The sequence below is a fragment of the Cupriavidus sp. 30B13 genome (assembly GCF_049059565.2).
GTDB lineage: Bacteria > Pseudomonadota > Gammaproteobacteria > Burkholderiales > Burkholderiaceae > Cupriavidus.
Window position 1 is genome coordinate 520,056 of sequence record NZ_CP188223.1, and the last position, 19,492, is coordinate 539,547.

Here is a 19,492-nt window from a genome sequence, read left to right on the forward strand (position 1 = left end):
ATGACCAAGAACAACACCGCAAGCAAACCTGCAGCCCCGCGTCCGGCCGGCGGCGTCGCCCACATCGGCACCATGGACCTGGTGTCGGCCACCCTCCAACGGCTCGACAGCCGCCGCTCTGGCCTGCCTGGCATGGCTGTCCTCTACGGCCCCGCCGGCTGGGGGAAGACCTTCGCCACAAACCTGCTGGCTGTCGAGAACCGCGCGTACTACGTCCAGATGCGTAGCGCCTGGCGCTCCAAGACGCTGCTGGAAAAGGTGCTTTTCGAGATGGGCGTCCAGCACACCAGGGCGACCGTGCCGGCGCTGCTGGATATGGTCTGCGAGCAGCTGGGCGCGTCCGGGCGCACGCTGATCCTGGACGAGTTTGACTACGCGACCAAGTCGGACAACCTGATCGAGCTGACCCGGGACATCTACGAGGGTTCGCAAGGATCACTGCTCCTGGTCGGCGAGGAACTTCTGCCCAAGAAGCTGGAGCGCTGGGAGCGGTTCCATTCCCGCGTGCTGACGTGGGCGCCCGCCCAGCCCGTGACGGTGGAAGATGCCGCCAAGCTGGCCGCGATCTACGCCCCCGGCCTGGCTATCGACACCGCCGTCCTGACCCACCTGGTCGAGCAGGCCAACGGCTCCGTTCGCCGCGTATCGGTGAACCTGACCCAGCTCCATGAGCACAGCATGCTCTACGGACTGGACAGCATCGGCCTGGCTGACTTGAACAGTGTCGCCATCTACACCGGCCGCTCGCCGGAACGGAGGCTGTGATGAACGCCGGGACGCTGACGCTTTCGACGTTCGACCACTGCCGCTACCAGATCGGCCGCACCGACGCGCCCGAGCTGAAGGCGCGCGGCGTGATCCAAACCACGATTCAGGCCGATCCCCGCGCGGTGCTGTTCGACCTGAGCCTGACCGGCGCTCGCCGTCACCAGCGCGTGATGGTGACTGTCCTGCTGTTGCCTCCGGACCTGGACGGCCTGATCGGCCAACTGGTCGCCATGCGCGACATGCTCCACAGCCAACCGGGAGGAAGCCATGAGGCGTAAGCCCGCGCACCTCGAAATGAAGGGAGGCAAGACCAACCGCCAACGGATCTGGGAAGCCATCCGCGTGCGCCGCAGCAGCTTCGACCAGCTCCAACTTGCCGCCGATGTCGGTGGGCTGGAGCGCATCGTAGAGGAGTACGTCCGTTCGTTGCTGAGAGCTGGGTACATCGCGGTTATCCCGGACGAGAGGGCGGGCCTGGTCGGCACTCGACGCACCTACCGTCTCGTCCGGGATAACGGCGTTGAGGCTCCCCGCCTGACCAAGAGCGGTGAACCAGTACTGGCGAGCACGGGCAATGAAGCGATGTGGGGAACGATGCACCGCATGTTCGAGCGCAAAGACTTCAACTATCGCGAGCTGGTGGCGTTTGCCAGCACCGAGGCCAATCCCATCTCCGAGGAAACGGCACGCCACTACGTTACCGCGCTGGCCCAAGCCGGCTATCTGCGGGTGACACGGCAGGCCATGCGCGGAGCGAACGCGGCACCGGCGAGGTACGTCCTTATCGCGTCGAAGTTCTCCGGCCCGCGTCCCCCGATGATCCAGAACACCAAAGCGCTCTACGACCCCAACCAGGGCCGCGTCGTGTGGGTCGACACCAGGAGATTCGAAGATGGGGAATAAGCCCGCATACATGGCCGCGCCGTGGTTCGCGGACCTGCAGCGCGAAGTCCGGGCGTCCACCCAGGCGCACGTCGCACAACGCATGGGCGTGTCTCGCGTGACGCTGAACATCTTCCTTAACGGCAAGGGGGAGTACGGCAACGGCGGCGCCAAGCCGGACCGGATGGAGCTGCGTTACCGGCAAGCCTTCGAGCAGTTGTCCTGCCCGCACGACGGCCAGACCGTGGGTGTACAGCATTGCCGCGAGAAGGCGCTGTCCGGCGCACCGACGCACAACCCGCTCCAGCTAGGGCACTGGAAAGCCTGCCAGCAATGCGAGTTCAAGCCGCTACCGGCGGAGAAGCCGGTGGTGCTCATTCGACGTCCCCGCGCGAAGGTGGCCGATGACGTCCCCATGGCGGCACTGGACACCAAGACGCTGCCCCTGCCGGAAGTCGGCGCACCGCAAATTGAACTTAACACCGAGGAGACGGCATGACCCGCCTGAATCAATCCCACCCTCTCAAGCGCCAGCGCGGCGCGGTGGCGCTGTTCCCGCGTCCGCGCTTCGATGGACCCTTGGCGCGTGAACTGCACGCCGGCCTCGCCCGTATCGGCGCCGAGATCCGGCGCACCGCCGCCCTGGTCAACATCCGCCGGAAACTGCGTGCCATCGACCGTGAGGAGCGCCGCGCGACCAGCGAGGTCGCCTACCTGCGCGACGAGCTGCTGCAGCAGGAACGCAATCTGGCGTGGCTTGCCATCGAGCACAAGGCATCCCGAGACCAGCTCAACAGGCAGTACGAAAAGCACCTGGCGCAGGAGTCTCGATGAAACCCCGATTCAGCTTCCGTGCTTTCCTGCACACCCGCCTGGGCATCCTCCTCTGGACGCTGCTGGTCGCCGTGCTGGCCTTTCACCTGGGCCATTCCTCCAACCTGCAGCAGGGCGTCCAGAGTGCCCGAACGCGCATCACCACCTGACAGGAGCCGCCTGATGTCCATGCCGTCTTTCCGCTGCCCCTGCTGCAGGAACAAGCTGACCGTGGAGGTGATCTTCGCGCACGAAGGCGTGCGCGAGTCCGTCCAGCACCTGGTCAACGCCCATCCGGCCGGCAGCCGGCTGCTGCGTCCGCTGCTGGCCTACGTCGGCCTGTTCGCCCCCGTTAAGACCGACATGCGCTATGAGCGCGTGGCGTCGATCCTGGGCGAACTGCTGCCGATCATCAAGGCCGGCACGGTGCGCGATGCCCACGGCCAGGAGTGGCCCGCACCGATGGGGTATTGGTGCCAGGCTTTCGAGGAGATGCTCGCCCGCCGTGACAGCGGCGGCTTGAAGCTGCCCTTGAAGTCCCACGGCTACCTGACGGCCATCGTGGTGGGCATGTCGAACAAGACCGCCGCGAAGGCCGAGCAGCACGCGGAGGCACAACGCGCCGGCCATGCGGGTGCGGGCACCGCCCCCTCGCGCATGCAGGCCACCACCATCAACCAACCAGTGCCACGCGCCGCCGTCCCGGAAAGCGTTCTGCGGGCCGCAGGCATCCACAAAGCCAAGCAAACAGGAGAAAGCGTATGACCCTCACCAGCCTTCAAGCTGACTTCCAGCACGCCGCCAGGGAGCCAGTTATCTGGCGTGCAGAGCTGCAGCAACTCGCCATCGGCTACTTCGGCGCCCTCTATGCGGTTGGTGACGCCCAGACCATCGCCACGGTGTTTGAGTCGACCGCGATGGCAGTGGCGTTGATCACCTTCGCTGAATCGGTCGACTGGATCACGCCGTCGGCGCTGTCTGCCCTTCACCACCATGCTCACAACGCCCGCTACGTGGCCCTTCGCCAGTTGCAGCATAAAGCTGCGCAGTTCGCTGGCCCGTTCGTCGCGGCAAATATGCCGAGCATCCCCCGGCATCGGCAAGACAACCCAGCTCACTGATATTCCGAGCTGAATTTCTCCCTCCTACTTCATACGAAAAGACCAATGGCTACGAAACAACGTATCAAAGCCGCTGCCCAGCAGTGGGTTGCCCAATCCGAAACCGATGTGGCCGCAACGATTCGGCAGATCGGAGACGTCAGCCGCGATGTTGCCCGCCTCGCAGCTGACATGAACGATGAGATTGCAGCGATCACGTCTCGCTACCAAGAAATGATCCAGCCCAAGCAGGAGCGCCTGCAGGCCATGCAGAACGGTGTGCAGACCTGGTGTGAGGCGCACCGCGACACGCTCACCGGCGGCGGCAAGGTCAAGTCCTACAGCTTCATCACCGGACAGATCCAGTGGCGTCAGCGGCCGCCGAGCTGCTCGGTACGCGGTGCCGAGGCCGTCATCGCGCTGCTCAAGGGCCTGAGCCTTGATCGCTTCATCCGCACCAAGGAAGAGGTGAACAAGGAAGCGGTCCTCAACGAGCCGGATGCTGTTCTCGGCGTCGCTGGCCTGTCCGTCGTCACCGGCGTCGAGGACTTTGTTATCGAACCGTTCGAGCAGACGGCTTCCGCTCAGTGAAGGGGCTCGCATGGCAACCGCGAAGAAGGCTGTCCCCATGTGTGTCGTGCGCATTGGCTATCAGGACTATCTCCTTCCCGCCTCTGGCGGCATGAAGCTCGTGGAGCTGATGACCACTGCCGTGGAATGTGAGCAGACAGGCTACCAGCCGCCGAAATTCGTCATCGGCGAGCAACCGGAAGTGCGGCTGCAAATGGTTAAACAGCAGCACGTCCACCAGCGAGAACCGGGCAACAGCCGCGATGACGACCTCACCCTGGAAAACAAACCGAGCCCCGTGCTCCGCCTGCGCTAGGAGATCAACTATGGACAAGGACTTCACCGAGATGCAACTGAAGCTGAACAGCAGCGGCTCCTGGTCGAACGTGCTGCGCTGTGGCGTCGCACGCGAGCAGGAAGTTAAAGCGGCCTGCGAGACGCTGGTCAAGGCTTCCATCGGCCGCCTGAAATTCAAGCTGCTCGATGCGGCCGGCGGCGAGCTGGCCCGCCTCGGCCCACCGCATTACCGCTGGGAAGACGCGTAGGTGCGAAACACCCCGTAGTTGGGGTGTCTGCCGGGCGTGGTGGTTCGGCACTGATGAGCAGCCATAGGAGAAACGATGGACCGTAATACCGTTCTGGACAAGATCAAGAAGTGCCTCGCGCTGGCCGAGTCGGACAATCCACACGAGGCGGCAGCAGCGATGCGCCAAGCGCAGAAGCTGATGGAGATGCATGGCGTCAGCGCCGACGAGTTGGCCGCTGTCGATGTCGAGGAAGCATGGGGCCGGAGCTGTGCCACCCAGCGCCCGCCGCGTTATGAGGTTGCCCTGGTGAGCATGATCGCTTCGGCTTTCGGGTGCGATCTGGTCTTCTCGACGCGAGTCATGGGAGAGCGCTTCGCGGGTGGGTATGCGTTCATCGGCATGGGTGCTGCTGCCACCATTGCACAGTACACATATGGCGTTCTCGGTCGTCAACTGCGCAAATCCCGCACGACGTACATCAAGACCAAGCTGAAGCGCTGCGGCCCTAAGAACAAGGTCTCCCGGGCTGACGTGTTCTGCGAGGGGTGGGTGCATGCAGTGCGCAGCTTGGTCGAGGACATCGCAATTCCGAAGGCAAGCAGCCTGGCTATCGACGCCTATATGCGTGCCAACCATGCCGTCACCAAGACGCTGACGATGACGTCCCGTCAGCCTGGCCGCGGCGTCGAAGCTGCTGACGACCAATGGCGTGGATACCAGGCGGGACGCGGCGCCGTGCTCCATCGCGGCATCGACGGGGTGGCTATGCCCGCCCTGATGCTCACGTAATCAGAAACGGAGTGACTATGGACACAAAGAAAGAGCGCGCCGCGATTGCGGTTTGCCAGGTGCTCTACCCGGAGGCGTGGGCCAACGGGCAGACGTGGGGCCAATTTCCCCTGTCGACGCAGGACACGATGCGCCGCGCAGCATGCGCCGCCTTCACTGCGGTTGCCACCGACTCTGCGGCAGTCAAGCTCACCGACGATGCGGTGGTCGAGCTAAAAGCCCTCCTATCCGAGGCCCGCGCCACCATCGTGCAATGCACGCCTGTTTCCGACCAAGCCATGTCAGACGCCTTCCTTGGCCGTATCGATGCAGCACTGGATACCACGCCACCGAGCGCCAAGGTGCTGGACGAAGTGATGAAGGAACGCGATGACTACCACGATATGGCCGATAGACTGGCCGCCGCCATTGGCGAGCACTTGGGCGTTGACGTTGGCGAGCACAGCAGCGGCAACTGCCCGTGGACGGCGGCACTGGAAGCGCTTGATGGCCATCAGGACAGCCACGATGCGGCTCGGTTCGTCGCTCTCATGGGCGCGATGCTGGCCTATATCAACGACGAGCCTATGACAGCAGAACAGCAGGCTATCCAGGCAGCGTTCAACGTGGACCGCGCGACGACGATTGACGATGTGCGGGCAAAGATCGACGCAGCGACGCGAGGGAGTTGAGACCGTGGTAGCCAACACCATCCTCGCCAAGATCCACGTCGCCAAGAAGCAGTTGGCAATGGATGACGACGCCTACCGGGCAATGCTGCTGAGCGTCGGTGGCGTGTCTTCGTCGAAAGAGCTGACACCGCTTGGCGCTGCCAAGGTGCTGCGCCACCTGGAGAACTGTGGCTTCAAGCCGGTGCGCAAGTTCGGTCGGCGGCCGGCGCCGCCCCAGGATCGCAAGGCGCTGGTCGGCAAGATCGAAGCACTCCTGGCCGAAGCGAAGCGCCCTTGGGCCTATGTCGATGCGATGGCAAGCCGCATGTTCCAGATCGACAAGATCGACTGGTGCACGCCGGACCAGCTCTGGCGCATCGCCGCTGCCTTGCAGAAAGATGCACACCGTCACGGGAGGTAAGATGGATCTGTCCGATGTAACGAATCTGCTGCCTGTCGTCGTGCAGGTCATTGTCAGGACCATCGGCGTGTCCGCTGCGATCAAGCTGGTGGAACGTTTTGGCGGCTCGACGTTCCCGGTGCCGCTGCGCAAGAGCGCGGCCGGCGAGGTCCGCTACCAGGTGCTGGCCGAGACGGTCGGCGAGGAAGCCGCCACCCAACTGGTCAAGCTGCTGGGTCGCCAAGAAGTCTACATCCCGCTGTGCTCGCTGGCCCTGCGCGAACTGCGCGACCGCGAGATGCGCAGCGCCTTTGACACACTGACCGGTAAAGCCGAGAAGTACAGTGCACTGCAGGCAGTGGCGGCGCTCGCCGTTCGCTATCGGATCTCGGACCGCCAGGTTTGGCGCATCCTGAACCAGACGGACCGGATTGGACCGGCGCCAGAAACTCAGGCTACACTGTTCTGACTCGCCCCTTTTTCACTGCTAAGCCCCGCTTGATGCGGGGCTTTGTCTTTTCCGCCCCCTGACAGCCGCCAGGGTTCGCCTGCCGCGCGCGCAGCGAGAGACTGTCACCTGTTCTCACAGGTTCCAGTCAGGGGGAAATCGTGCAGCCGCGCGGCATCCGAAACAACAATCCGGGCAACATCCGATGGGGCGACGGCTGGCAGGGTCTCGTCGCGCCGCACATGCGCACCGATAAGGACTTTTGCCAATTCACCGAGGCGGTGTATGGCATCCGGGCGATCTGCCGCATCTTGCTGAACTACGGCAGCAAGGCCGGCATGCCCAGCATCGGTGGTCCCAACATCGACACGGTGCGCGAGGTCATCAGCCGCTGGGCGCCGCCCTCGGAGAATGACACCGAGGCGTACATCGCCAGCGTGGCCCGCAGCATCGCCACGCTTCCCAACGCGCATATCGACCTGACCGAGCCTCGCATCATGCGCGGCCTGGTCGTCGCCATCATCCAGCACGAAAACGGCCAGCAGCCGTACAGCGCCGCAATCATCGACCAGGCGCTTAGCCTGGCGGGCATCGCATGAAGCGCGTACTGGAGCTCATCACCGACGAGCACACCGGCCGGCTATCCCACACCAAGCTGTGGCCGAACGTCGCCAATCTGGTCGCCACGGTCCTGTTTGCCCGCGCCGGCTGGCTGAACCAGTTGACCGTGGAAATCTGGTGGGCATACCTGGGCTGTGTCGGCGGCTACACGGCCGTCATGCGCCTCGCACAGGCCATGCGGCAAAGGAAATCCAATGATCCAGCTTAACCGTCTCGAAGCCATTGTGCTCGCCGCCCTGGCGCTGCTTGCTGGCGCAGCTATCGGCACGCCGGTGGGCCTCTGGTATGGCGCGAGCCGTGCCACCGCGCTCGGCGATGCCAAGCTCTCCGAGCTGCAGCGGCAAACCGCATCAGCCAATGCGGAGGCGCTGCGCCTGGCCGGCGAGCGCTTCGCGCAGGAAGTCGGCCGGGGCAACCGGCTGAGCGCGGACCTGATCCTGGCCGAAACCCGCATCGACTCGCTTTCCCATCAACTCCAATCGAGGGTTAAGGATGTCACGACCGACTACCGTGAATCGCCTGGTGCTGGGCTGCAGCCGCTGCCTCGCTGTGTCTTTACTCGTGGCTGGGTGCGCGAGTACAACGCCGCCATCGGTGCTGACGTGCCCGTTGCCGGCCAAAGCGCCGGCACACTTGCTGAAGCGCCCGACGCCAGCGCTACCGCTGCAGGAGACGACAAGCTCCCCGCCAACGTCGACCAGGGCGCCATCCTGAGCCACCACATCGACTACGGCGCGCGCGCGCGAAAGCTCGAAGAACAGCTCAACCGGCTGATCGACTACGAGGAGGGCAAGGATGTTCAGTAACCGTGCCCTGGACAAGGCGTCCGAGCTGGAGCAAGCCGACCGCGATCAGGCGCTGCGCCGCGTTCGCGCGCGGATCGGTGTCGGCGCGTCGGCCGAGTTCTGTCAGGACGATGCCTGTGGCTTGCCCATTCCCGAGGCCCGGCGCCTGGCGGTGCCGGGGTGCCGCTATTGCGTGGACTGCCAGGTGCTGTGGGAGCGTGCGCGATGACCATCAGCGGCAGCCAGATTTGGGAGGCCATCAAGGTCTTCATCTCCGTGGCGGTGGCAATCGGTGGCCCGTTTCTCACCTGGTGGCTCGCGCGCGAGCGGGCCGAACGTCACGAGATCAAGGCCGCCACGGCCGCAATCGGGGTGGAGCTGACCGCGCTCAAGCTCGACCTCGCCAATCATTACGCGCGCAAGGAAGACGTTAAGGACAGTCGGCAGGAGGTGCTCGAAGCGGTAAAGAGCCTCGCCGCCAAGGTCGACCGTATCTACGACAAGCTCGACAACAAGGCAGACAAAACCTGATGACCGACCCGACCCAAGAAAGTGAAGAGCTGCGCCTGCTGCGTAAGATCGGCAACCAGGTGAGCGGCATGGACGTCAAACTCGACGGCATGGATGCCAAGATCGACCGCATCGAAGGCCGCGCCATTCGTCTGGGCGCGACTGCCGGTGCCGCCACTGGCGGCATTGCTGGCGGCATCGTGGCGATTGGCGTGCTGCTCGCGAAATACAAGCTCGGGGCCTGATGCCGCATGGCCCATCCCAAGGAAATCCGCGATGCTGTCCGGCGCGCCTACGTCTTCGACCGGCTGACGCTGGAGATCGCCGCCATGAAGGCCGGCGTCTCCTACGGCACGGCCAGGCGCTGGAAGGCCGATGCGGCCGAGACCGGCGACGACTGGGACCGTGCCCAAAGTGCCCAGCTTATCGCCGGTGGCACGCTGGAAGACATCGCACGCGGCGTGCTGGCCGGCCTGGTCACGCAGTACCAATCCACGATGGAGGAGCTCTCCAGGACCGATGATGTGAAGCCGCTGGAGAAGACCAAGCTGCTGGCGAGCCTGGCCGACAGCTTCCAGAAGACGGTGTCGGCCAGCAAGAAGATCCTGCCGGAGACCAACGAGCTTGCCATTGCGATGGACGTGCTGCAGCGCTTGGCCGCCTGGGTCAAGAACAACAAGCCCGAGCACATCCAGATCTTCGCGGAGATGCTGGAGCCGTTCGGCGTGGAGCTGAGCCGCGCCTATGGCTGAAAAATTCTCCGTCCGGGACTTCCATGAGGAGCTGGCGGACTTGTCCGCCAAACTCCTGCGCGACATCGAGGCACACCAGTCCGGCCTGGACGCAAGTCCGGCCGCCATCGCGGAGCGGCGGCGCCGTGTGCTCAAGGACCGCGACTTCGAGTTCTTCGCCTACACCTACTTCCCGCACCACATTCGCGGCACGCCATCGAGCTTTCAGAAGCATTTCTGCGACCGCTTCCCGAAGCTCCTGGACCAGCGCGGCGGCGCCCAGGAGTGGTGGGTTGCCCCTCGCGGCGAGGCCAAGTCCTCGCTCGCCACCAAGATCGGCCCAGCCTGGTGCGTCGTGGCCGGCCTGCTGCAGCGCCCGGAGGTACAGAAGGAAGTCGGCTGGGAGGGGCCGCTGCCGCCCTTCATCGACTACGTGATCCTGCTGGGCGCGGAGACGAAGCTGCCCGCCAAGCTGATCGAGGTGGTAAAGACCGAACTCACGGCCAACGCCATGCTGCAAGTGGACTTCCCTGAAGCCTGCGGCAGCACCACGCTCTGGCGCATCGGCGAGGCGGTCTTCCGCACCAATGTCAAGCTGGAGTCCTTCGGTGCCGACCAGGCCATCCGGGGCACCTTCCACGGCGCCAGTCGTCCCAAACTGCTGATGGGTGATGACCTTATCACCGACGCCGAGGCAAAGAGCCCCACGGAGCGCAATAACCGCTGGACCTGGCTCACGAAGGCAATCGACTACCTCGGCCCGCCGGACGGCAGCGTTAAGTACGCTGGTGTCGGCACCGTCCTGGACAAGGACGACCCGATCTCGCGCGCCAAGAAAACCATCGGCCATGTCGTCCATCACTTCCGGGCGATTGAACAAATGCCGACCAACATGGACCTGTGGGCGCAGTGCGAGGAGATCATGCGCAACCAGGATGGTCTTGAGATCGAAACTGCGGGCAAGGAAAGCCGCGTGGTGCCCGAGCACGAACTGCCGTCCTATCGCTTCTACCTGGCGCACAGGGCGGAAATGGATGCCGGCGCCAAGGTTTCCTGGCCGTCCGTGCGCCCGCTCTTTTGGCTGATGCGCCAGCGAGCCAAAGCGCCCAAGGCGTTTAACACCGAGCTGCAAGGCGACCCGCGTACCGACGAAGACAAGATCTTCGGCAACATCACATTCTGGGTGCAGCGCCTGCAGCACTGGATCATGTTCGGCGCGTGCGACCCATCTATGGGCGCGAACGAGAAATCCGACCCGTCCGCCTTGCTGGCGGGTGGCTTCGACACCTGGAACGGCAAGCTGCATGTTATCCATGCCGAGATCAAGCGCCGGGTGCCATCGAAGCTGGAAGCTGACCTGATTACGATGCAGCGCGAATTCAAATGCCGCGCCATCGGCTTCGAAAACAACAATGCCTATGAGCACTCGCGCCAGACCTTCATCAAGGCCAGCATGGCGGCCGGCGTGCCGCTGCCGCTGGTCGGTGTCACCGCCTCGGTACCGCCCGACGTGCGTATCGACGGCATGGAGCCCTTCATTACCGACCGCCTGGCGCCCAGCATCCTGCTGCATGCCGCTTTGCGGCAGCTGCTGGATGAATTGGACACCTGGCCGGAGAAACAGTCGCATCACCACTACGACGGCCTGACCGCGCTGCAGATCCTCTGGATGATCGCTTCCACCCGCGCGTACGGCCTCTACGACTACACCCCTGTGCCCAAGCGCTCGCACCAAGATTCACCCGGTGGGGACGATGACAACTTGACCCCGGGCGCCGGCGGCGCCTGGTAGGAACCACGCATGGCAAAGATCCTCGACCAATTCGGGCGGCCCTTCGAGCGGGCCGTCTTGTCCGAGCAGCAGTCCGCGCGTCTGCAAGCGCTGCAGCACGACTATGCCGGCCACCCCTCGCGCGGCCTGACGCCCGTAAAGCTCGCCCGTATCCTGGAACTGGCGGAAATCGGCGACCTGACGGCGCAGGCCGACCTCTTCCAGGACATGGAAGAAAAGGACGGCCACATCTTCGCCGAGATGAGCAAGCGCAAGCGCGCGCTGCTTACCCTGGACTGGAGCATCGCGCCGCCCAAGGACGCTACGGCCGAGGAGAAGAGGCAAGCCGAGCTGATCTCGACCTGGTTCCGTGAGCTGCCCGACTTCGACGATGTGCTGCTCGACCTTCTGGATGGCATCGGCCACGGCTTCTCCGCGTTGGAGATGAGCTGGGGCCGGGATGGTGGTATCTGGATGCCTGTTAGGTTCGAGCATCGGCCTCAGCGGTGGTTCATGACGCCGTTCGGACAACCTGAGGAACTGCGCCTGCGCGGTGACGCCGCAGCCGGCGTCGAGCTGTGGCCGTTCGGCTGGGCAGTCCATCGGCACAAGGCCAAGTCCGGTTATATCGGCCGAGGTGGCTTGCATCGCGTGCTTGCCTGGCCGTATCTCTTCAAGAATTTCTCTGTCCGGGATCTGGCCGAGTTCCTGGAGATCTACGGCCTGCCCCTGCGGGTAGGCACCTACGGCACCGGGGCCGGCAAGGAAGAAAAGCTGGCGCTGCTGCGCGCTGTCACCGAGATCGGCCACAACGCTGCGGGTATTGTCCCGGAAGGGATGAAGATCGAGTTTAAGTCGGCGGCACAGGGGAGCGAGGAACCGTATGAGGCCATGATTGGCTGGTGCGAGCGCACACAGTCCAAGGTGATCCTCGGTGGCACGCTCACGAGCCAGGCCGACGGCAAGTCTTCGACCAACGCCCTCGGCAATGTGCACAACGAGGTCCGGCATGACCTGATGGTGTCCGATGCGCGCCAGCTCGCCGGCACCATCAAGCGCGACATCATCTTCGCCATCTGCGCCCTTAATTTTGGCGTGGCTGACAGCCGGCGCATTCCCAACTTCGTCTTCGACACCCGCGCGCCCGAGGACATGAAGCTCTATGCCGAATCGCTTCCCAAGCTGGTGGGCATGGGCATGAAGGTGCCGCGACGTTGGGCGCACGAGAAGCTGGCGATTCCCGAACCCAAGGAAGACGAGGACATCCTCCAGGTGGCTCGGCCGGACATGGCAGTGCCCCCGGAACTGCGCCCCAAGGAAGCGCCTGCCCAGCCGGCCGCGCTGACTTACCGGGCCGTGCTCACCAACAGCCAGGGCGAGATCGTCTACCCGGACCAGCACGCGGTCGACCAGGTCACCGAAAACCTGCCTGCCGAGGCGCTAAGCGCCGGGATGGCGAAGCTGATGGCCCCCGCACTCCAGGCCATCCAGGCCGGCGAAGATCCCGACCAGGCCATCGCGGCGCTGATCGAAGCGTACCCCGATCTCGACGACGCGGCGGTGTCGGAGCTGCTGGCCCGCGCCATCTTCGTTGCCGACGTCTGGGGGCGCCTGAATGGCCGAGCCTGACCTGGCATACGCCATCGGCCTGCCGCCGGCCGAGGCAATACGCTTCTTCGAGAGCAAGGGCTACGCGGTCGGCTTCAAGTGGCAGGACGTCTGGGCGGAGGCGCACGCCAAGGCGTTCACGGTGGCTGGCGTCATGAAGATGGACATCCTCCAGGACATTCGCGGCGCCATGGAGAAGTCCATCCGCGAAGGTGGCACCCTGGCGGAGTTCCGTAAGGCGCTCCTGCCCGTCCTGGAAAGCAAGGGCTGGCTGGGCAAGGGTCATGTGGTCGATCCGGCGACGGGGGAGATCGAGGGCAAGCGCCTGGTCCCTCGGCGCCTGAAGACCATTTTCGAGATCAATATGCAGTCCGCCTACATGGCGGGCAGGTATAGCGAGCAGCTGGAGAACGCCGACGCGCGGCCCTATTGGGAGTATGTCGCTATCCTGGACAACCGCACCCGGCCGTCGCACCGGGCGCAGCATGGGCGGATTTTCCGTTACGACGATCCGTATTGGCGTTACTTCTACCCGCCGAACGGCTGGCGTTGCCGGTGCCGCGTGCGCACCCGGAGCCGGGCCTACATGGAGCGGCTAGGGCTGGCTGCATCGAGCAGCGAGGGGCATCTGCAGGAAGTCGACCAGGTCATCGACCGCGACGGCAACACCCGGCCGGCCATGGCCTACAAAGACCCGACCTCCGGCAAAACCTTTCTGGCCGACGCCAGCTTCGGCTACAACCCGGGCCGGGCCGCGTTCCAGCCAGAGCTGGACCGGTATCCGGCCGACGTGGCGCGGCAGTACGTTAAGGGCAGCCTCACCGGCCCCGATTTCCAGCAATGGTACCGGCGCACGGAAACGGCGGTCGCCGCAGCCCGCCAGGCCGCTCCCGACGCTGGCAGTGCGGCCATCCGCGCCTCGCTCGGCTCCGAGGTGCTGGGAGGCCAGCGCTACCCGGTCGGCATCCTGGGCGAGGCAGACCGTGCGGCACTCGGTGTCGAGGCTCAGACGGTCTGGCTCTCGGATGAAACCCTGATCAAGCAGCTCATCAACCGAGAGGGGCAATCCATCGGCTTGGCGGACTACTGGCGTGTGCAGAACGTGATCGAGCGCGCCCAACTGGTGGTACGTGACGGGGATGTGAGCCTGGTATTCGTGCGCCAGGAGGACCGGCTCTATCACGCGGTCATCAAGGCTACCAGGAGCGGCAAGGCCCTGTTTCTGACGTCGTTCCGGGAAACCAATATGGCGGCGGCGCAACGCGCAATGCGGCGTGGCCAGGTAGTGCGCAATGAGCTGGGGGAGAAGTAAGCCTCAGGAGGGACTCCCATTCCCCTCACGCGATCCGCCTATTGCGAGGCGTCCTACGGCCGGGAGATTCACCGTGTTTCCGAGGCTTAACAGAGAGTATAGAGCATGATCGACATCAAGGTCGACACCAGCAAGCTGGACCGCACCATTGAACGGCTGGAGAGTCTCGGGCGCAGCAAGCGTCCCCTCATGCGCCGTCTGGCGGCGGTCATGGCGGATGCCGTCGAAGAGAACTTCGCCCAGGAGGGGCGCCCGCAATGGCTGGGCCTGGCGCCCCGCACCCTCAAACGGCGTGCCGGCGGCAAGATCTTGCAGAACAGCGGACGCCTGGCCGCTTCTATCGTCTCCCAGGTGGAGAGTGACTCTGCGGCAGTCGGCACCAATGTGAAATATGCCGCGATTCACCAGTTTGGCGGCGAGATCACTCGCGCCGCCCATTCTGGCTGGGTGCGCCTGCGCACCGATGCGCGCGGCAACCTGGTCCGACAAGGTAAGGATGGCAAGGCCGCGCACCTGGCGGTCTTCGCCAAGGACGGCCACAAGCGTGCCCGGACCGTTCGATATACGAGCGCCGAGCGTAAGGTGAAAATACCCGCGCGGCCGTTCCTTGCGCTCACACCGGCGGACGAAGACAATATCGAGCGAACGGCGTCCGAGTACCTCGCCGAGCTGTTCAAATAGTCCTTTCCGGAATCCGGGCCGTGGTGCGATTTTCGACCATTGCAGCCACGGTGGCACCACCCATCCCCCTCCACCCCTGTTAAGGGGCTGTTAAAAACGGTCACAGCCCCATTCGCGTCCCCGCGCGACTCTCGCCAGTGCGCCCAATCCGCCGGGTGACACGTTTCCACCTCTGCGGATGATTCGGTCGTCGCCATCATGGCGACATGCCGATCTTCTTCATCGCCCGCCTCTCCGTCGAAATCCGGCCCGGCTCCAACGAGCTGCAGCTGATGCCGGCCGGTCCATTCCGTTCGCGCGACGGCCGCCCCAAGGAATGCGACGCCTGGCACATCGATGCTTCGACTGCGGCGGCCCTGATCGAGCAGGCCAACGCCAGGCAGACGCCGTATGTCATTGACTACGAGCACCAGACACTGACGGCAGCCACCAGCGGCCATCCCGCGCCGGCGTCCGGGTGGTTCAGCAAGATGGAATGGCGCGAAGGCGAAGGCTTGTTCGCCATCGATGTGGAATGGACCGAGCGCGCGGCCACGATGATCGCCGCCCGGGAGTACCGCTACATCTCCCCCGTCTTCAGCTACGACCCCAAGACCGGCGCCGTCGGCCAACTCCTGCACGCCGCCCTGACCAATAACCCAGCCATCGACGGCATGGACGACGTGTCCATCGCGGCCGCGTCGCGTCTGATGGCCGATTTGACCGCCACGACGGGGGCGTTGCCCGTCGAACCCCAACAGGAGCAACAGATGGATGAACTGATCGAGCAGCTGCGCTGGCTGCTCAATATGCCGGTCGGCGCGACCACGCAAGACATTCAGGCGCAGCTCAAGAAGCTGATCGACCAACTGGCGCCGGGCCAAGGCACGGCTGCGGCCTCGGTCAACCTGGCGGAGCTGCTCGCGCAGCGCGACCAGCAGATCGCCGCACTCTCGGCCAACCAGGTCGATCCGGCCCGGTTCGTACCGATTGCTGTGGTCGACGGCCTGCGTGCCGACATCGCCGCGCTCACCGAGAAAGTGGCGGCCCACAACGTTCAGGCCGAAGTGGTGACCATCGACAGCCTGGTTACCGCTGCGCTGACCGATGGCCGCCTGCATCCGACCATGGAAGGCTGGGCGCGCGATCTCGGTAAGTCGAATTTCGCCGCTCTCAAGTCGTATGTCGACCAGGCCAAGCCGATTGCTGCCCTGCGCGGCACGCAGACCGGCGGCGCTGCCCCTGCAGGCGTCACGCCCACGCAGCAGGATCCCGAAGTCGCTGGCGAGATGACCCTTGCCATCTGCGCGTCGCTCGGCATCAGCGCCGCCGACTACGCCAAGGCGCAGACGCCCGCAGCGTAACGCGGCGGCCCATTTCTCAACCTCTGGAGACGAGCATGACTGTGCTCACGACGGACCGCAATACCACCAACCGCGCCGGGATCGACTTCGAATTCCCGGTCGCCGCCAATACCAAGATTTTCGCGGGCGCCATCGCCGCAATCGACACCGCCACGGCAACTGCCACCAAGGGCGGCACTGCCACCACGCTCAAGGCGGTCGGCATCGCGCAGGCGACTGCGGACAACACCGGCGGCGCAGCGGGCGCCATTCGCGTGCGTGTGCGCCGCGGCGTCTGGCACGTGGCGAACTCGGCCGCAGCCGACCAGATCACGCTGGCCGACGTCAACACGGACTGCTACCTGGTCGACGACCAGACCGTCGCCAAGACCAACGGCGGCAACACGCGATCCATCGCGGGCAAGGTCCGCGACGTCGACGAGACCGGCGTCTGGGTCGAGTTCTAACCGGCCACCTACTTCTTAACACTCGGAGATACCGATGAAACTGACCCGTATCCATGGGCTCTTTGCCCTCGCAGCGGTGGCCGTGGTGGCCCTCGTCGCGAGCCTTGCCGGCGTTGCCGGCACCCCGGCCACGCCTGCCCAGCTCGCGCTGTCGGGCCTGCAACTGGACCAGGTCGACGAGCGCCTGCTCGGCATCTTCGGCGCCGGCCTGGTCGTCAACCGCGCCAACCTGAGCGCGCTCTTCCAGGGCTTCAAGGTGCTCTTCCAGAACGCCTTTACCGGCGCGCCGGCGGACTGGGACCAGGTCGCCATGCGCGTGCCCTCGACGACGTCCAAGGAAGTCTATCCATGGCTCGGCCAGACCACGCGCTTTCGTGAATGGATCGGCGACCGCGTGCTGCAGAACCTGATGCTGCACGACTTCACCATCAAGAACAAGCCGTGGGAAAACACCGTCACCATCGACCGCGACGAGATCGAGGACGACGTCTACAACGTGTACGGGCCAATGATCTCCCAACTGGGCCTGGACGCGAAGCAGCACCCCGACGAGCTGGTGTTCGCGCTGCTCGCCTCCGGCTTCGGTGCGCCTTGCTACGACGGCCAGTACTTCTTTGACACCGATCATCCGGTGCTCCGGCAGGACGGAACGACCGGTTCGGTCTCGAACTTCCAGGGCGGCACGGGCACGGCCTGGTACCTGCTCGACACCTCGAAGATGGTCAAGCCCCTGATCTACCAGGTGCGCAAGGACTACAAGTTCGTTGCCATGGACCAGGAGACCGATGAACAGGTCTTCACCAGCAAGAAGTTCCGCTACGGCGTCGACGCGCGTTCCAACGTGGGTTTTGGCCTGTGGCAACTCGCCTACGCCTCGCGGGAAGAGCTGACGGCCGAGTCCTACGGCGAAGCGCGCGCTGCGCTGTCGTCCATGAAGGGCGACAACGGCCGGCCGCTGGGCGTGCGGCCTTCGCTCCTGGTCGTGCCGCCGTCGCTGGAAGGCGCCGGCCTGCAGATCCTGCAGGCGGAGAAGAACGCCAGCGGTGCCACCAACATCTACCAGAACACGGCCAAGCTGCTCAACACGCCCTGGCTGAGCTGACGGGATAACTCCCGCCGAGACTGCCGCGCAACGCCGTAAGCGCGGAGGAAGGCAACCCGGACCCTCCGGCGGCAAGGTTTTGGGGTTCGGCAGTGTTAAACCCATTGATGGAGAGCCAGGATGGCCACCAGGAAAGTCAAAGTTCTGCGCGTCGTTAGCCGCAAGGACAGGTTTCGCCGCGCAGGACACGAGTTCGGCACCGAGCCGAAAGATCTCCCGCTGGATACGCTTTCTGCGCAACAACAGGCCGCGCTCAAGGGCGACCCGAATCTGGTCGTCGTTGAAACGGAAGTGGTGATCGACGACGATGGCAATGTCGTGCGTGATGTGCCGGCCGCCCTGGACGATGCGGAGGAGCGCCTGCGGGAATGGGCAACCGAACTGAACGGCCGCGCCAACGACCTCAAGGTGCGCGAAGACCAGGTCGCGGCGCGCGAGAAGGATGTCGAGGCCGCAGAAGTAACCCTGGCCGCGCGCGAAGCCACCGTGGTCGAACGTGAAGCCGGCGTGGCGCAAGCGGCCAACAAGCCCGCCGTCAAGGGCGCAAAGTAAGCCATGGCCTACGCAACGCGGGACGACATGGCGGCGCGGTTCGGTGAGGACGAGCTCATCGAGCTGACTGATCGGGCCAATGTGGGCGAGGTCGACGAGGCCGTGCTCGCGGCAGCCCTGGACGACGCCAGCGCCGAGATCGACAGCTACCTGGCCGGCCGCTATGCCGTCCCGCTTGCGCAGGTGCCCCGTTTCCTGACCGGCCTTTGCCAGGACATCGCTCGCTATCGCCTGTGCGGCAGCGGCACCCGTGCCACCGACGACATCAACGAGCGGTATCGCAACGCGATCCGCTTCCTGGAAAAGGTCGCCTCCGGCGCCGTGTCCATCGGACCCATCGCCAGCACCGGCACCGTGCCCCAGGCGGATAACCCGGTCGTCTTTAACAGTGGTGGCAAGGCGTTCGCACGCGGGCGAGGTGCTCTGTGAGCGCCCCGATTGTTACCGCCGTCGAGCTTGCCATTGTGGCGAGGTTGCGCCTCGGCCTCGGCAAGATGGTTAAGTCCGTTGAGACCTACGGCGGCGAGCTGGACGATGAGACCGACGAAGTGGTCCGCCGCTTCCCGGCCGCCTGGGTCACTTTCGGTGGTATCCGTGACACTCAGCCGACTTCGACGTCCCGCGACAAGTGGCGCGCCGAGGCGCTTTTCGCCGTGATGATCGGCGCGCGCAGTCTGCGCAACGAGCAGGCAGCCAGGCATGGGGGGGCTGGCAAGCACGAAGTCGGCACCAATCAACTGATCTATGCGGTACGGCGCCTGCTGACCCAGCAGGATCTCGATTTGCCCATTCGGGAGCTGGCACCTGGCAAGGTCCGCACACTGCGTCATGTGATCCTGAGCCAGGAAGCCTTCTCCTGCTACGCGCTGGAGTTTCACACCGCCTGGATTGACGAGGCGCTGCCGCGCGCCCGCTTCCCTGCGCCGGATGGCCCTGACCACCCCGATGCGATCTTTGCGGAATACCAGGGCCACCTCGGCGAGCCGGATACCGACTGGCTGCGCACCGGACTGAACTATTACCTGGCGCCCAACGACGGCAAGGCGGACGCCACCGATCTCATTGGCTCTGCAGAGGAGTAAG

Annotated in this window: 32 protein-coding genes and 1 other RNA gene; all 33 read left to right on the top strand. The window is 64.7% G+C overall.

Annotation, left to right across the window (positions count from 1 at the left end):
* The 33 genes from ACKI2N_RS02390 (at nucleotide 1) to ACKI2N_RS02550 (ending at nucleotide 19,491) form a co-directional block, all read left to right on the top strand.
* Entirely contained in the window at nucleotides 1–765 is a 765-nt protein-coding gene (locus ACKI2N_RS02390) for an AAA family ATPase (RefSeq protein WP_420996207.1), read from the top strand.
* Nucleotides 765–1,046: a hypothetical protein gene (locus ACKI2N_RS02395; protein WP_420996208.1), complete on the top strand. Its 282-nt coding sequence runs from the start codon at nucleotides 765–767 to the stop codon at nucleotides 1,044–1,046. The genes ACKI2N_RS02390 and ACKI2N_RS02395 overlap by 1 nt, the downstream gene beginning before the upstream one ends.
* Nucleotides 1,036–1,671 (top strand): hypothetical protein, encoded by a 636-nt coding sequence (locus ACKI2N_RS02400; protein WP_420996209.1) that lies wholly within the window; start codon nucleotides 1,036–1,038, stop codon nucleotides 1,669–1,671. Before ACKI2N_RS02395 ends, ACKI2N_RS02400 begins: the two co-directional genes overlap by 11 nt.
* A complete protein-coding gene (locus ACKI2N_RS02405) occupies nucleotides 1,661–2,149 on the top strand; it encodes a MarR family transcriptional regulator (RefSeq protein WP_420996210.1) in 489 nt (162 codons plus the stop codon). Before ACKI2N_RS02400 ends, ACKI2N_RS02405 begins: the two co-directional genes overlap by 11 nt.
* Nucleotides 2,146–2,484: a hypothetical protein gene (locus ACKI2N_RS02410; RefSeq protein ID WP_420996211.1), complete on the top strand. Its 339-nt coding sequence runs from the start codon at nucleotides 2,146–2,148 to the stop codon at nucleotides 2,482–2,484. Before ACKI2N_RS02405 ends, ACKI2N_RS02410 begins: the two co-directional genes overlap by 4 nt.
* Nucleotides 2,481–2,633 (top strand): hypothetical protein, encoded by a 153-nt coding sequence (locus tag ACKI2N_RS02415; protein WP_420996212.1) that lies wholly within the window; start codon nucleotides 2,481–2,483, stop codon nucleotides 2,631–2,633. Before ACKI2N_RS02410 ends, ACKI2N_RS02415 begins: the two co-directional genes overlap by 4 nt.
* 13 nt (nucleotides 2,634–2,646) lie before the next feature.
* Nucleotides 2,647–3,228, top strand: coding sequence for a hypothetical protein (locus tag ACKI2N_RS02420; protein WP_420996213.1), 582 nt, complete (start codon nucleotides 2,647–2,649; stop codon nucleotides 3,226–3,228).
* Nucleotides 3,225–3,584: a hypothetical protein gene (locus ACKI2N_RS02425; protein ID WP_420996214.1), complete on the top strand. Its 360-nt coding sequence runs from the start codon at nucleotides 3,225–3,227 to the stop codon at nucleotides 3,582–3,584. The genes ACKI2N_RS02420 and ACKI2N_RS02425 overlap by 4 nt, the downstream gene beginning before the upstream one ends.
* Before the next feature lie 45 nt (nucleotides 3,585–3,629).
* A complete protein-coding gene (locus ACKI2N_RS02430; protein ID WP_420996215.1) occupies nucleotides 3,630–4,154 on the top strand; it encodes a host-nuclease inhibitor Gam family protein in 525 nt (174 codons plus the stop codon).
* Between the two features lie 10 nt (nucleotides 4,155–4,164).
* Entirely contained in the window at nucleotides 4,165–4,449 is a 285-nt protein-coding gene (locus ACKI2N_RS02435) for a hypothetical protein (protein WP_420996216.1), read from the top strand.
* Nucleotides 4,450–4,459: 10 nt separating this feature from the next.
* Nucleotides 4,460–4,678, top strand: coding sequence for a hypothetical protein (locus tag ACKI2N_RS02440; protein WP_420996217.1), 219 nt, complete (start codon nucleotides 4,460–4,462; stop codon nucleotides 4,676–4,678).
* An RNA gene (locus tag ACKI2N_RS02445) (hammerhead ribozyme type II) lies at nucleotides 4,679–4,745 on the top strand.
* A gap of 8 nt (nucleotides 4,746–4,753) precedes the next feature.
* Nucleotides 4,754–5,449, top strand: a complete 696-nt coding sequence (locus tag ACKI2N_RS02450; RefSeq protein ID WP_420996218.1) for a DUF2786 domain-containing protein — start codon at nucleotides 4,754–4,756, stop codon at nucleotides 5,447–5,449.
* A 17-nt stretch (nucleotides 5,450–5,466) separates the two neighbouring features.
* On the top strand, nucleotides 5,467–6,120 hold the full coding sequence (locus tag ACKI2N_RS02455) for a hypothetical protein (protein ID WP_420996219.1): 654 nt from the start codon (nucleotides 5,467–5,469) through the stop codon (nucleotides 6,118–6,120).
* A 4-nt stretch (nucleotides 6,121–6,124) separates the two neighbouring features.
* The gene (locus ACKI2N_RS02460; RefSeq protein WP_420996220.1) at nucleotides 6,125–6,520 is read left to right on the top strand and encodes a gp16 family protein; all 396 of its coding nucleotides are present in this window, start codon (nucleotides 6,125–6,127) and stop codon (nucleotides 6,518–6,520) included.
* Nucleotide 6,521: 1 nt separating this feature from the next.
* Nucleotides 6,522–6,968, top strand: a complete 447-nt coding sequence (locus ACKI2N_RS02465) for a Mor transcription activator family protein (RefSeq protein WP_420996221.1) — start codon at nucleotides 6,522–6,524, stop codon at nucleotides 6,966–6,968.
* A gap of 140 nt (nucleotides 6,969–7,108) precedes the next feature.
* Nucleotides 7,109–7,546 (top strand): structural protein P5, encoded by a 438-nt coding sequence (locus ACKI2N_RS02470; RefSeq protein ID WP_420996222.1) that lies wholly within the window; start codon nucleotides 7,109–7,111, stop codon nucleotides 7,544–7,546.
* Nucleotides 7,543–7,776, top strand: coding sequence for a hypothetical protein (locus tag ACKI2N_RS02475; RefSeq protein ID WP_420996223.1), 234 nt, complete (start codon nucleotides 7,543–7,545; stop codon nucleotides 7,774–7,776). Before ACKI2N_RS02470 ends, ACKI2N_RS02475 begins: the two co-directional genes overlap by 4 nt.
* On the top strand, nucleotides 7,763–8,374 hold the full coding sequence (locus ACKI2N_RS02480; protein WP_420996224.1) for a hypothetical protein: 612 nt from the start codon (nucleotides 7,763–7,765) through the stop codon (nucleotides 8,372–8,374). The genes ACKI2N_RS02475 and ACKI2N_RS02480 overlap by 14 nt, the downstream gene beginning before the upstream one ends.
* Nucleotides 8,364–8,582, top strand: coding sequence for a TraR/DksA C4-type zinc finger protein (locus ACKI2N_RS02485; RefSeq protein WP_420996225.1), 219 nt, complete (start codon nucleotides 8,364–8,366; stop codon nucleotides 8,580–8,582). Before ACKI2N_RS02480 ends, ACKI2N_RS02485 begins: the two co-directional genes overlap by 11 nt.
* Nucleotides 8,579–8,884: a hypothetical protein gene (locus ACKI2N_RS02490; protein WP_420996226.1), complete on the top strand. Its 306-nt coding sequence runs from the start codon at nucleotides 8,579–8,581 to the stop codon at nucleotides 8,882–8,884. The genes ACKI2N_RS02485 and ACKI2N_RS02490 overlap by 4 nt, the downstream gene beginning before the upstream one ends.
* Nucleotides 8,884–9,108 (top strand): hypothetical protein, encoded by a 225-nt coding sequence (locus ACKI2N_RS02495; protein WP_420996227.1) that lies wholly within the window; start codon nucleotides 8,884–8,886, stop codon nucleotides 9,106–9,108. The genes ACKI2N_RS02490 and ACKI2N_RS02495 overlap by 1 nt, the downstream gene beginning before the upstream one ends.
* A 6-nt stretch (nucleotides 9,109–9,114) precedes the next feature.
* On the top strand, nucleotides 9,115–9,615 hold the full coding sequence (locus ACKI2N_RS02500) for a DUF1804 family protein (RefSeq protein WP_420996228.1): 501 nt from the start codon (nucleotides 9,115–9,117) through the stop codon (nucleotides 9,613–9,615).
* Nucleotides 9,608–11,386 (top strand): hypothetical protein, encoded by a 1,779-nt coding sequence (locus ACKI2N_RS02505; protein ID WP_420996229.1) that lies wholly within the window; start codon nucleotides 9,608–9,610, stop codon nucleotides 11,384–11,386. The genes ACKI2N_RS02500 and ACKI2N_RS02505 overlap by 8 nt, the downstream gene beginning before the upstream one ends.
* Before the next feature lie 9 nt (nucleotides 11,387–11,395).
* Nucleotides 11,396–12,994: a DUF935 domain-containing protein gene (locus ACKI2N_RS02510; protein ID WP_420996230.1), complete on the top strand. Its 1,599-nt coding sequence runs from the start codon at nucleotides 11,396–11,398 to the stop codon at nucleotides 12,992–12,994.
* Nucleotides 12,981–14,285, top strand: a complete 1,305-nt coding sequence (locus ACKI2N_RS02515; RefSeq protein ID WP_420996231.1) for a phage minor head protein — start codon at nucleotides 12,981–12,983, stop codon at nucleotides 14,283–14,285. The genes ACKI2N_RS02510 and ACKI2N_RS02515 overlap by 14 nt, the downstream gene beginning before the upstream one ends.
* 105 nt (nucleotides 14,286–14,390) lie before the next feature.
* On the top strand, nucleotides 14,391–14,966 hold the full coding sequence (locus ACKI2N_RS02520; RefSeq protein WP_420996232.1) for a phage virion morphogenesis protein: 576 nt from the start codon (nucleotides 14,391–14,393) through the stop codon (nucleotides 14,964–14,966).
* A gap of 206 nt (nucleotides 14,967–15,172) precedes the next feature.
* A complete protein-coding gene (locus ACKI2N_RS02525; protein WP_420996233.1) occupies nucleotides 15,173–16,309 on the top strand; it encodes a phage protease in 1,137 nt (378 codons plus the stop codon).
* A 35-nt stretch (nucleotides 16,310–16,344) separates the two neighbouring features.
* Complete coding sequence (locus tag ACKI2N_RS02530; protein ID WP_420996234.1) at nucleotides 16,345–16,755, top strand: hypothetical protein; 411 nt, start codon at nucleotides 16,345–16,347, stop codon at nucleotides 16,753–16,755.
* A 34-nt stretch (nucleotides 16,756–16,789) separates the two neighbouring features.
* Nucleotides 16,790–17,857 carry a Mu-like prophage major head subunit gpT family protein gene (locus tag ACKI2N_RS02535; protein WP_420996235.1) on the top strand — a complete coding sequence of 356 codons (1,068 nt, stop codon included), beginning with the start codon at nucleotides 16,790–16,792 and terminating at the stop codon, nucleotides 17,855–17,857.
* A 120-nt stretch (nucleotides 17,858–17,977) separates the two neighbouring features.
* Nucleotides 17,978–18,409, top strand: a complete 432-nt coding sequence (locus tag ACKI2N_RS02540; protein WP_420996236.1) for a hypothetical protein — start codon at nucleotides 17,978–17,980, stop codon at nucleotides 18,407–18,409.
* 3 nt (nucleotides 18,410–18,412) lie between these two features.
* Complete coding sequence (locus ACKI2N_RS02545) at nucleotides 18,413–18,838, top strand: gp436 family protein (RefSeq protein ID WP_420996237.1); 426 nt, start codon at nucleotides 18,413–18,415, stop codon at nucleotides 18,836–18,838.
* A complete protein-coding gene (locus ACKI2N_RS02550) occupies nucleotides 18,835–19,491 on the top strand; it encodes a DUF1834 family protein (RefSeq protein WP_420996238.1) in 657 nt (218 codons plus the stop codon). The genes ACKI2N_RS02545 and ACKI2N_RS02550 overlap by 4 nt, the downstream gene beginning before the upstream one ends.
* Nucleotide 19,492: the final 1 nt, after the last annotated feature.